Source organism: Gordonia zhenghanii, assembly GCF_021738965.1.
GTDB lineage: Bacteria > Actinomycetota > Actinomycetes > Mycobacteriales > Mycobacteriaceae > Gordonia > Gordonia zhenghanii.
The window spans coordinates 308,752-320,266 of record NZ_JAKKOQ010000006.1; the positions used below are offsets into that span (position 1 = coordinate 308,752).

Annotated in this window: 13 protein-coding genes; 10 read left to right on the forward strand and 3 right to left on the reverse strand. The window is 67.5% G+C overall.

Annotation, left to right across the window (positions count from 1 at the left end; translation table 11 throughout):
* The first annotated feature begins 68 nt into the window (after positions 1–68).
* Together purN and purH are read left to right on the forward strand one after the other, a co-directional pair.
* Positions 69–704: a phosphoribosylglycinamide formyltransferase gene (gene purN / locus L5G32_RS08255; protein ID WP_237010547.1), complete on the forward strand. Its 636-nt coding sequence runs from the start codon at positions 69–71 to the stop codon at positions 702–704.
* Positions 701–2,266: a bifunctional phosphoribosylaminoimidazolecarboxamide formyltransferase/IMP cyclohydrolase gene (gene purH, locus L5G32_RS08260; protein ID WP_237010548.1), complete on the forward strand. Its 1,566-nt coding sequence runs from the start codon at positions 701–703 to the stop codon at positions 2,264–2,266. The genes purN and purH overlap by 4 nt, the downstream gene beginning before the upstream one ends.
* Positions 2,267–2,383: 117 nt before the next feature.
* Here purH and L5G32_RS08265 read toward each other — a convergent pair whose 3' ends face one another.
* Genes L5G32_RS08265 through L5G32_RS08275 form a run of 3 tightly spaced genes read right to left on the reverse strand, consistent with a single transcriptional unit; the run spans position 2,384 to position 4,406 of the window.
* Complete coding sequence (locus L5G32_RS08265) at positions 2,384–3,103, reverse strand: hypothetical protein (protein WP_237010549.1); 720 nt, start codon at positions 3,101–3,103, stop codon at positions 2,384–2,386.
* Positions 3,100–4,008, reverse strand: a complete 909-nt coding sequence (locus tag L5G32_RS08270) for an ATP-binding cassette domain-containing protein (protein ID WP_237010550.1) — start codon at positions 4,006–4,008, stop codon at positions 3,100–3,102. Before L5G32_RS08270 ends, L5G32_RS08265 begins: the two co-directional genes overlap by 4 nt.
* Positions 4,005–4,406 (reverse strand): GntR family transcriptional regulator, encoded by a 402-nt coding sequence (locus tag L5G32_RS08275; RefSeq protein WP_237010551.1) that lies wholly within the window; start codon positions 4,404–4,406, stop codon positions 4,005–4,007. The genes L5G32_RS08270 and L5G32_RS08275 overlap by 4 nt, the downstream gene beginning before the upstream one ends.
* Positions 4,407–4,537: 131 nt before the next feature.
* On the opposite strand from L5G32_RS08275, the gene L5G32_RS08280 reads away from it, so the two are divergent.
* The 8 genes from L5G32_RS08280 (at position 4,538) to mug (ending at position 11,455) form a co-directional block, all read left to right on the forward strand.
* Positions 4,538–4,882 carry a YchJ family protein gene (locus tag L5G32_RS08280; RefSeq protein WP_237010632.1) on the forward strand — a complete coding sequence of 115 codons (345 nt, stop codon included), beginning with the start codon at positions 4,538–4,540 and terminating at the stop codon, positions 4,880–4,882.
* A gap of 84 nt (positions 4,883–4,966) precedes the next feature.
* On the forward strand, positions 4,967–5,338 hold the full coding sequence (locus tag L5G32_RS08285; protein WP_237010552.1) for an ArsR/SmtB family transcription factor: 372 nt from the start codon (positions 4,967–4,969) through the stop codon (positions 5,336–5,338).
* Positions 5,335–5,859, forward strand: coding sequence for an SRPBCC domain-containing protein (locus L5G32_RS08290; RefSeq protein ID WP_372491655.1), 525 nt, complete (start codon positions 5,335–5,337; stop codon positions 5,857–5,859). The genes L5G32_RS08285 and L5G32_RS08290 overlap by 4 nt, the downstream gene beginning before the upstream one ends.
* Positions 5,856–6,419 carry a maleylpyruvate isomerase family mycothiol-dependent enzyme gene (locus L5G32_RS08295; protein ID WP_237010553.1) on the forward strand — a complete coding sequence of 188 codons (564 nt, stop codon included), beginning with the start codon at positions 5,856–5,858 and terminating at the stop codon, positions 6,417–6,419. The genes L5G32_RS08290 and L5G32_RS08295 overlap by 4 nt, the downstream gene beginning before the upstream one ends.
* A 55-nt stretch (positions 6,420–6,474) precedes the next feature.
* Entirely contained in the window at positions 6,475–7,413 is a 939-nt protein-coding gene (locus L5G32_RS08300) for a TauD/TfdA dioxygenase family protein (protein ID WP_237010554.1), read from the forward strand.
* A 58-nt stretch (positions 7,414–7,471) separates the two neighbouring features.
* Positions 7,472–8,917, forward strand: a complete 1,446-nt coding sequence (locus L5G32_RS08305) for a sigma 54-interacting transcriptional regulator (RefSeq protein WP_372491656.1) — start codon at positions 7,472–7,474, stop codon at positions 8,915–8,917.
* Positions 8,907–10,877, forward strand: a complete 1,971-nt coding sequence (locus L5G32_RS08310; protein ID WP_237010556.1) for a VWA domain-containing protein — start codon at positions 8,907–8,909, stop codon at positions 10,875–10,877. The genes L5G32_RS08305 and L5G32_RS08310 overlap by 11 nt, the downstream gene beginning before the upstream one ends.
* Positions 10,874–11,455, forward strand: a complete 582-nt coding sequence (gene mug / locus L5G32_RS08315; protein WP_237010557.1) for a G/U mismatch-specific DNA glycosylase — start codon at positions 10,874–10,876, stop codon at positions 11,453–11,455. The genes L5G32_RS08310 and mug overlap by 4 nt, the downstream gene beginning before the upstream one ends.
* Positions 11,456–11,515 lie beyond the last annotated feature (60 nt).

An 11,515-nucleotide genomic window follows, 5' to 3' on the forward strand; every position in this document is an offset into this window, starting at 1 on the left:
GCCACAACGGTTCTGCCTCGGGTGATACCGCTCCGAGCCGCCTGATCGCATGCCCTAAACTGGTCGGCGTGACAGACGCCCTCCACGACTCAGCGGATCTCGACCGCTCGCCCGTCGTGGTACTCGCGTCGGGGACCGGCACGCTGCTCGCGGCGATCATCGACCATGCTGCCGCAGCGGACGCCTCGTTCACCGTGGTCGGTGTCGTCGTCGACCGGGCGTGTCCGGCGATGCAGATCGCGGCCGACGCCGATATCCCGGTCGTCGAGTGCATCCTCAAGGAACACCCCGACCGGGCCGCCTGGGACTGCGTCCTGACCGATGCCGTGACCGCACTCGCGCCCGACTGGGTGGTGACCGCGGGATTCATGAAGATCCTCGGTCCTGCGTTCTTGCAGCGGTTCGGGGGTCGCGTCGTCAACTCGCATCCTGCACTGCTTCCGTCGTTCCCCGGCGCACACGGGGTCGCCGACGCGCTCGAACACGGCGTCAAGATCACCGGTACCACCGTCCATCTCGTCGACGACGGGGTGGACACCGGACCGATTCTGGCCCAGCGGATCGTCGAGGTGACCTCTGACGACACCGAAGCCAGCCTGCACGAACGCATCAAGACCGTCGAGCGCGCACTCCTGCCAGAAGTGGTGGACGCGCTCGCCGCCCGTGGCGTTGTCACCGATGGACGAAAGGCACACCTCAAGTGAATGCAACCGCAGATCGTCGCGCCGTGCGGCGCGCCCTGGTCAGCGTCTACGACAAGACCGGACTGCCCGAGCTCGCCACCGCGCTGCACGCAGCGGGCGTCGAGATCGTCTCCACCGGGTCCACCGCCAAGACGATCGCAGGCGCAGGCGTGCCGGTGATCGAGGTCAGCGAACTGACCGGCTTCCCGGAATGCCTTGAGGGACGCGTCAAGACGCTGCATCCTCGCGTGCACGCAGGCGTCCTCGCCGACACTCGTAAAGAAGATCACTTGGCGCAGCTCGACGAGCTGGGCATCGCCCCGTTCGAGCTCGTCGTGGTGAACCTGTACCCGTTCACCGAGACCGTCGCCTCTGGTGCGACGCCGGACGAGTGCGTCGAGCAGATCGACATCGGCGGTCCGTCGATGGTGCGTGCCGCTGCCAAGAACCATCCGTCGGTCGGTGTCGTCGTCGATCCGTCCGACTACACGCAGGTCACCGAAGCGGTTGCCGCGGGCGGATTCTCGTTGGCCGAGCGCAAGGCGTTGGCAGCCAAGGCTTTCCGTCACACGGCCGACTACGATGTGGCCGTCGCCTCGTGGATGAGCAGTGTGGTCTCGCCCGACGAGTCCAGCGACTTCCCGGTGTGGACGGGCGCCACTTGGGAGCGCGCCGACGTCCTCCGCTACGGCGAGAACCCACATCAGGCGGCCGCGCTGTACACGTCGACGTCGGGGCCGGTCGGGCTTGCGCAGGCTGAGCAGCTTCACGGCAAGGCGATGTCGTTCAACAACTTCACCGACGGCGACGCCGCGTGGCGTGCCGCCCATGACCACGCCGACCCCACCGTCGCGATCGTCAAGCACGCCAACCCGTGCGGCATCGCCGTGGGCTCGAACATCGCCGAAGCGCATCGACGCGCTCACGCGTGCGATCCGGTCAGCGCATACGGCGGGGTGATCGCCGCGAACCGCGAGGTCAGCGTCGAGATGGCGGAGCAGGTCGCCGAGATCTTCACCGAGGTCATCATCGCTCCGTCGTACGCCGACGGGGCCGTCGAAGTGCTGCAGCGTAAGAAGAACGTCCGCATCCTGGTCGCCGAAGCGCCGAGCACCGCGGTCGCCGAGATGCGCCCGGTGTCCGGCGGGGTCCTGCTCCAGCAGCGCGACCTGATCGACGCCGAGGGCGACGATCCGGCCAACTGGACGCTCGCGACCGGCGAAGCGGCCGACGAGAAGACTCTCGCGGACCTCGTCTTCGCGTGGCGTGCCTGCCGCGCGGTCAAGTCGAACGCGATCCTCCTCGCCGCCGACGGTGCGTCGGTCGGCGTCGGCATGGGGCAGGTCAACCGCGTCGACTCGGCGCACCTCGCGGTGAACCGTGCAGGCGACCGCGCCAAAGGATCGGTCGGCGCGTCGGACGCGTTCTTCCCGTTCCCCGACGGTCTGCAGGTGCTGATCGACGGCGGTGTCCGCGCCGTCGTCCAGCCGGGTGGATCGATCCGCGACAACGAGGTGGTCGAGGCCGCCAAGGCTGCGGGCGTCACCATGTACCTGACAGGCTCACGCCACTTCGCCCACTGAGCGACTCGCTCACTGATCGATCGCCCACTGAGCGACTCGCTCACTTGGACGACGTTCGCTCCCCTCGGGAGGGGAGCGAACGTCGTCTAGATGAGCGGATGCGTGCGAAGTGAGCGACTACGGCGTCGCCCGCCTCAGTGCCAGATACGACGTTCCGGCGAACAGCAGGTCGAGCACGAACACGATTCCGACGAGGCTGATCGGCCGAAGGTCGACGATCCACTGGCCGACGGCAGGCCAGCCACCCGCCAGGCTGATGATGAAGCAGGCCAGGACGATGGCGAGCACGATCGTGACTCCTGCGACGATCAGCCACAGAGTCCCGAACCGCTTGTAGACGGTGGCGGCCAGGAAGCCGACTGCGAACGCGAACATCGCGATCGTGAAGTACATGAGCAGTGCGACGACCGGCCCTTGATCCCAGATCCACGGCAGGTAGAAGAAGTAGCCGTCGATGCCCCACCCGTCGGTGGCCCGTTCGATGAGGCCGCCGACCAGGAATGTGACGGCGAGAGTCGTCGCGGTGAGAGTGGCGGTCGCGTACGTGCCGAGGAAGTACTCGCGACGGGTGATACTCATGGCCTGCGAGAACGGGAACGTGAACGACAGCGCCTGGACGCCGACCACGAGGAAGTACCAGAGCGGCGCCTGTGAGCCTCCGCCGTAGATGGGTTCGTCCATGTCGTCGACGGAGAAGGCCACGATGGCGTAGATCATCATGCTGATCGCGAACGAGCTGCCCAGGATCAGCAACGGCAGCCAGACGAAGGTCTGCTTGTTGAGCAACTGCATGCGGATCACGCTGCGTGTGCGTCCCGCGGGGGCGGTGGTGGTCATCGGAGTGCTCCCGTCTGGTCGGCGTGTTGGGTGAAGCGGACGATCAGCTCCTGCAATGACACCGTCGACGTCGTCAGGCGAAGCTGTTCGAGCAGGCGTGCGTCGGCGTCGTCGATGGTCCCGAGGACGGTCGACGAGGCGACCGGCCCGAGACTCTCGCGGTGGAGTTCCTCGCGGCCTGCGACGAACTCGTCGACGGCCTTCGCGTTCCCGACGACCGTGACGGCGCGGCCGCGGAGATCGTCGGCGTCTTCGTCGAGGACGAGTGCACCGTCGTCGACGACGAGGACGCGTTCGATGAGGTCGGCGATCTCGTCGATGAGGTGGCTCGAGAGCACGATGGTGCGGGGATGCTCGGCGTAGTCGGCGAGCAACCGGTCGTAGAAGATCTGCCTGCTGACGGCGTCGAGCCCGAGGTACGGCTCGTCGAAGAAGGTGATCTCGGCGCGCGACGCGAGGCCGATGATCACGCCGACTGCCGAGAGCTGTCCGCGCGAGAGCTTCTTGATACGGGTCTTGAGTGGGAGTCTGAACTCCGCGATCAACTGCTGAGCGAACTCGGCGTCCCAGTTGGGGAAGAACAGTTCGGCGGCTGCGAACGCGTGGACCGGGCGCGCGTCGTCGGGGTACCGCTGACCCTCGCGGACGAAGCACATGCGGCTCAAGGCGCGCGGGTTCTCGTACGGTTCCTCCCCGAACACCCAGGCCTGGCCGGAACTGGCGAAGTTCTGCGCGGTCAGGATCGACATGAGCGTCGTCTTGCCTGCCCCGTTGCGGCCGAACAGTCCGCAGATGGTGTTCGCGGGGATGTCGAAGTCGACGGAGTCGAGGGCGACGGTGTCGCCGTAGTGCTTGCTGAGGCCGCGGGCGCTGACTGCTGCGACGGCGGTGGACGTGTCGGTCATCGCGGGTGTCCTTCCTGTGGGTGCTGGTGGGCTGGAGAGTGCTGGTGGGCTCGATCTCGGATCAGTGCGACGAGATCGTCGGGTGCGAGTCCGAGGCGGTCGGCTTCGCCGAGGAGGGGCTCGATGAATCGGTCGGCGAACGACTCTTGGCGTTCGTGACGGAGGAGGTCGCGCGCGCCGGTCGACACGAACATGCCGACGCCGCGGCGCTTGTAGAGGATTCCCTTGTCGACCAGCATGTTGACGCCTTTCGCTGCAGTGGCCGGATTGATTCGGTAGAAGGCGGCCAGTTCGTTGGTCGACGGTGCGCGGGTCTCTTCGGCGAGGCTGCCGTCGATGATCGAGTCCGACACGCTGTCGGCGATCTGTTGGAAGAGGGCTCTGCTGTCGTCGATCATGAGCACCCTCCGTTCTTTGGTTAGTTAGTTGACTAACTAACCGTGTCACCGGGTCGTGTGGTGTGTCAAGGGCCTGTGGCAGCCTTGCTCTCGTGGATCAACGACGGTGTCCGTGCGGGAGTGGCGAGACGATGGCGGCGTGCTGTGGTCGGTACTTGGCGGGTGTGGCGACGCCGCCGACTGCGGAAACGTTGATGCGCAGCAGATTCACGGCGTTCGCGGTCGGCGACGAGGCGTACCTGCTCGCCAGTTGGCATCCCGACACGAGGCCGGTGTCGTGTCCCGTCGACCCGGAGATTCGGTGGCTGCACCTCGCGATCATCGACGTCGTCGACGGTTCGCCGTTCCATACGGGCGGGATCGTCGAGTTCGTCGCCGTGTATCGCGACGCGGACGGCAGGGGGGAGCTTCACGAGCGCAGTGCGTTCGAACGGATGGGCGGACGCTGGTACTACCTGCCCGGTACACACCTCTGATCATATTCAACTAAACGGTTGACAAGCCGTAGGATCGGGTGTGTACTCATATTCAACCGGAGCATTGAATAAGGAGTTCAGGTGATGTCCGAAGATCAGTTGTCCCGAGTGTTCTCGGCCCTGGCCGACCCCACTCGACGCGACATCGTCGCCCGGTTGACGGCAGAAGACGCCACGGTGAACGAGTTGGCCGAGCCGTACGAGGTGAGTCTGCAGGCGGTGTCCAAGCATCTGCGTGTGCTCGAGGAGGCCGGCCTGGTGACTCGGACCCGCGACGCGCAGCGTCGTCCGGTCCATCTGGAGGCGGAGGTGTTCGATCTGATGACGAAATGGATCGAGCGCTACCGCCAGCGCGCCGAAGAGCGGTACCAGCGATTGGACGGAGTGCTCGCCGAGATGAACGAGACCTCCGACGATCAGCGCCGCATCGCAGACGCGGAGGAGAACGCATCATGAACAACCACAAGGCCGGAGGCCGCATCATGAATATTCACAGCCACGCGACAGCATCGATCGAGGCGGATCCGTCGCTGCCGATCATCCGCATCACCCGTGATTTCACGGCGACGGTCGCACAACTGCGCAAGGCGCACGTCGACCAGGACCTGTTCGCCCGATGGGTGGGTCCGGACGGCATGGACACCCGCATCACTGCCTGGGACGCCCGCGACGGCGGCGAATGGCGGTACGTCGCCGGACGAGACGGCGAGGAGTACGGCTTCCGCGGCTGCTTCCACACGGTGGGCGACGATGTGATCGTCCAGACGTTCACGTTCGAGGGCATGCCCGACGCAGTCGCGCTGGAGACGTTGCGTTTCGAGGACCTCGGCGGCGGACGTACCCGACTGCACGCGCAGTCGTTGTGCGACAGCATCGAAGCCCGCGACGCCTGGCTGGCGTCGGGCATGGAGGTCGGCGTCGACGAGGGCTACGCGAAACTCGACGGGCTGCTCGCCGACGGATCGGTCGCGCCGTGAGCGCGCTCGGCGAGCTGTCGCCTGCCGAACGTCACCGCGTCGTCGCTGCCGGCTTCACCGCAGAGGTGGGCGCGACGACGGACTGGTCGGCGCCGAGCCCGGTGCCCGAATGGGCGGCGCGCGACGTCGTCGGTCATCTCGTCGACTGGTTCCCGACGTTCCTGGCGGCGGGCGGCGTGGACCTGCCCGCTGTGACGACTGACGATCCGGTGCAGGCGTGGGCGCAGCACTCGGCGTCGGTCCAGGCGCTGCTCGACGGCGAGGACGCCGATCGCGACTTCACGCATCCGTACGTCGGCACGTCGCCGCTGCGCGTCGCGGTGGACCGGTTCTACACCGCAGACGTCTTCATGCACACGTGGGACCTCGCTCAGGCGGGTGGGCGCCGTCCCGACCTGGACCCCGGGTTCGCGACGGAGCTCCGGGACGGGCTGTCGGCGATGGAGGAGGTGCTGCGTTCCTCCGGCCAGTACGGGCCGGCGTGCGCGGTGCCCGACGACGCCGATCCGGTCGTCGCACTGGCCGCGTTCATCGGACGCGACCCGTCGTTCGTCGATTAGACCTGCGGCGGTCGTAACCCTTCTCGCCGGACAGGCCGCGCGGCATGCTCGAAACGTGAGCACAGTCAGTCAGATCATCGAACGCACAGCAGGTATCACCTCCGGCGTCGAACTCGACGTCGCCCGGCTCGGACCGACCCACGGCGCCGAGATCTCCGGGGTCGACATCGCGTCGGCGACGGCCTCGCAGATCGCCGCGGTGCGGGTCGCGCTCGCCGAGTACAAGGTGCTCGTCCTGCGCGGGCAGGACCTCACGGACGCCGAGCACGTCGAGTTCGCGACCCGGCTCGGCGACGTGACCGCGGGGCACCCCGTGTGGGACAGCGGCTCCGACGTGCCGGCCGAGATGTACTCGCTCGACAGCACCGACAACGGGTTCGCCGACGTCTGGCACACCGATGTGACTTTCATGCCGCGCCCGCCCGCCGCGTCGATCCTGCGACCCGTGGTCCTGCCCGACTTCGGCGGCGACACCAACTGGGCCGACAGCGAGGCCGCCTACGCATCGCTGTCTTCGCCGCTGCAGCGGCTCGCCGACGAACTCGTCGCCGTGCACGACGGTGATCGAGAATTCGGCTACTACCTGCGTCAGCGTCGATCAGGCAGAGGCAATCTGTGGGACGGCGAAGAGGTCACCAGCCTGCCGCCCGTCCGGCAACCGGTCGTGCGCATCCACCCGGAGACCGGCCGCAAGGCGTTGTTCGTCAATCCCGGATTCACCTCGCACATCGAGGGCGTGTCCGATGGGGAGAGTCGCGGACTGCTCGACGCGTTCTACGCGCACCTGACCAAGCCCGAGCATATCGTGCGGCACCGGTGGAGCCTGGGTGACGTCGTCTTGTGGGACAACCGGAGCACCGCCCACTACGCGAACCGCGATTACACGCAGCGTCGCGTCATGCACCGGGTCACGTTGCGTGGTGATCGCCCCGTCGGTCCGCAGGGCCTGATCGGTCCGGACCATCCGGCGGAGCCCCTCGGCGTCGAGCGTTGACCGGTGCATTCGGTCTTGTCCCGTAGCGGATCTGGAATCTGAGGGTAGCGTGGATCACGTGCCTGACGAATCAACCCGACCCTCCCAGATCAGTACTCTCGGCGAGCTTCGCGCCACCGATCACGTGCAGCGCAGTGTGCGCGACGAGATCCGGCACAATCTGCTGAGCGACCTCCGCTCCGGCGGTGATCCATGGCCCGGCGTCGTCGGTTTCGACGACACCGTGATCCCGCAGCTCGAGCGCGCACTCATCGCCGGACACGACGTCGTCATGCTCGGCGAGCGAGGCCAGGGCAAGACGCGCCTGCTGCGCACGCTCGTCGGACTTCTCGACGAGTGGACGCCGGTGATCGCCGGATCCGACCTCGACGAGCATCCGTACGAGCCGATCCTGCCCGAGTCCATCCGTCGCGCGGACGACCTCGGCGACGACCTTCCGATCGAGTGGCGGCACCGCAGCGAGCGGTACAGCGAGAAGCTCGCTACGCCGGACACCTCGGTCGCCGACCTCGTCGGCGACATCGATCCGATGAAGGTCGCCGAAGGACGCAGCCTGGGCGACCCGGAGACCATCCATTTCGGTCTGATCCCGCGTGCTCACCGGGGCATCGTCGCCATCAACGAGCTGCCGGACCTCGCCGAACGCATCCAGGTGTCGATGCTCAACGTGATGGAGGAGCGCGACGTCCAGATCCGCGGCTACAGCCTGCGGTTGCCCCTCGACGTGCTCGTCACCGCGAGCGCCAACCCGGAGGACTACACCAACCGCGGCCGCATCATCACCCCGCTCAAGGACCGGTTCGGCGCCGAGATCCGCACGCATTACCCCCTTGACCTCGACGATGAGATCGACGTCGTCGAGCAGGAGGCCGACCTCGTCGCGAGCGTCCCCACGTATCTCGTCGAAGCGCTCGCCCGGTTCACCAGGTATGCGCGTGAGCATCCGTCGATCGACCAGCGGTCCGGCGTCTCCGCTCGCTTCTCGATCGCCGCGGCCGAGACCGTCGCCGCCGCCGCGCTGCACCGGGCCGCGGTGACCGGCGAGGAACTGCCGGTCGCTCGCCCCGTCGACCTCCAGTCGGTCATCGAAGTACTGCGCGGCAAGGTCGAGTTCGAGTCGGGTGAAGAGGGCCGCGAACTCGAAATCCTCGACTACCTGCTCCGCAAGTCCGTCGCCGACGTCGTACGCGCGCATCTCGGCGGCGTCGACATGCGTCCGCTCGTCGACGCCCTCGACGCCGGGCATCCCGTCCTGACCGGTGATCGCGTTCCGGCGACCGATGTCGTCGATGCGATCGGCGACGGGGCTGAGGTGCTCAAAGTGCTCGACGAGATCGCGAGCCGACTCGACGCGCTCGAGCCCGCCGAACGAGCCAGCGCACTCGAGTTGGCGCTGGAAGGCCTGTACTTGGCGCGTCGTATCGGTAAGGACGAGGACGACTACGGGCGGACGGCCTATTCGGTGGTCTCGTCCGACGACGAACTCGAACGTGATGGCGCGTAACCGTTTCCACCGTTCCAGGTACAGCCGGTACACGGGTGGACCTGATCCGCTCGCTCCGCCTGTCGACCTGAGGGAGGCGTTGCGTGCGATCGGCGACGACGTCATGGAAGGCGTCTCGCCCGAGCGTGCGATGCGAGAGTTCCTGCGTCGCGGCGGATCGTCTGCGCGCGGACTCGACCGGCTCGCCGAGGAGGCGAACCGGCGACGTCGTGAACTCTTGCGCAGCCGGAACCTCGACGGCACGTTCGACGAGATCCGCGAACTCCTCGATTCGGCCGTCCTCAACGAACGAAAGCAACTTGCGCGGGACCTCGACGACGACGCGCGCTTCGCCGAGATGCAGATCGGCAGTCTGCCCGCGTCGACGGCGCAGGCGGTGCGCGAGCTCGCCGACTACGACTGGCGCAGCCCGCAGGCCCGCGCCGACTACGAGAAGATCTCCGACCTCCTCGGCCGCGAAGCTCTCGACCAGCGGTTCGACGGCATGAAGGAGGCGCTCGAAGGCGCGACCGACGAAGACCGGCAGCGGATCTCCGACATGCTCGGCGACCTCAACGAGTTGCTTGCCAAGCACAACGCAGGGCAGGACTCGCGGTCGGATTTCGACGAGTTCATGGACAAGCACGGCGAGTTCTTCCCCGAAGGCCCGGAGAACATCGACGAGCTCATCGACGCGTTGGCCCGCCGGTCCGCGGCGGCCCAACAGTTCTTCAACTCGCTCAGCCCGGAGCAGCAGGCCGAGTTGGCGGAGCTGTCGCAGCAGGCGTTCGGGTCGCCGGAGCTGATGAACGCGCTCGGACAGATGGACGACGCGTTGCGGCAGGCGCGCCCCGACCTGAACTGGGGCGGATCGCAGGAGTTCTCCGGCGATGCGCCGATGGGGATGGGGGAGGGCGCCGCCGCGCTCCGCGACATCGCCGAACTCGAAGAACTCGGTGAGCAGCTGTCGCAAGGCTATGCGGGCGCCCAGATGGAGGACATCGACCTCGATGCCCTCGCTCGCCAACTCGGGGACGAGGCGGCCGCCGACGCGCGGACGCTGTCCGACCTCGAGAAGGCGCTGCGCGATCAGGGCTTCTTTCGGCGCGACTCGGACGGCAGCCTTAAGCTCAGTCCGAAGGCGATGCGTCGCCTCGGCCAGTCGATCCTGCGGGACGTCGCCGCACAGCTGTCATCGCGAGGAGGGGACCGTCGCACCGACCTCGCGGGCAGGCTCGGCGAGCCGACCGGCGCGACCCGCGAGTGGGCGTTCGGCGACACCGAACAGTGGGACGTCACGCGCACCGTGACCAACGCGGTGCTGCGGACGGCGACCGATCGGCAGGACGCGTCCCGCGGGGTGCGGATCGACGTGCGCGACGTCGAGGTCACCGAGACCGAGGCCCGGACGCACGCCGCGGTGGTCCTCCTCGTCGACACCTCGTTCTCCATGGTGATGGAGGGGCGGTGGACGCCGATGAAGCGGACGGCGCTCGCGTTGAACCAGTTGATCTCGACCCGGTTCCGGTCCGACGAACTGCACCTGATCGAGTTCGGCAGGCATGCACGGTCGACGACCGTCGACGAACTGACCGGCCTCGAACCGCGGATGGAGCAGGGCACCAACCTGCACCACGCGCTCATGCTCGCGCACCGACACCTCCGCCGGTTCCCGAATGCGCAACCCGTGCTGCTGATCGTGACCGACGGCGAGCCGACAGCTCATCTCGAATCCGACGGCGAGGCGTTCTTCTGGTATCCGCCGCACCCGCAGACCATCGGGCTCACCGTGCGCGAACTCGATCACCTCGCCCGGATGGGCACTCAGATCACGTTCTTCCGGCTCGGCGACGACGCGGGTCTGGCGAACTTCATCGACCGCATCGCCCGTCGGATCGGCGGACGGGTCGTCGCTCCGGACATCGACGGGCTCGGCGCGGCGGTCGTCGGCGACTACCTGCGGGCACGACGCGCGCGGTGAGCTTCACGCGTGCCGAGCTCCTAGCGTTCGCCGACCGGACGGTTCCGGATCTGATCGGACCCGACTGCCGACTGCTGATCTGCGGGATCAACCCCGGTCTGTGGACGGCCGCGACGGGAGCACCGTTCGCGCGCCCGGGCAACCGCTTCTATCCGGCGCTCTACGCCGCGGGCATCACGGACCACCTGATCGACGCGTCCGACGGACTGTCCGCAGCGGACACTGCCACGCTCGTCGATGCCGGGATCGGGGTCACCAACGTGGTGGCCCGTGCGACGGCGAAGGCGTCCGAGCTGTCCCGCGACGAGTTCGTCGACGGCGGGGAGAAGCTGGTCAGGACGGTCGAGCGAGTGCGTCCGCGCGTTCTCGCGATCCTCGGTGTCACGGCGTATCGCACGGCGTTCGGGGCGTCGAAGGCCACCGTCGGCGAGCAGCCGGAAGGTTTGGGCGGCGCGAATCTGTGGGTTCTGTCGAACCCGAGCGGCCTCAACGCCCACGAGACCGTCTCCTCGTTGGCCACCGCCTACCGGGAGGCGGCGGTGGCGGCAGGTGTGCAGGTCGGTGAGCCGACTGCGTGACCGCCCCCTCGCTGGTCGAGCGGAGTCGAGACCCAACCCGTGACCGCTCCCCTCGCTGGT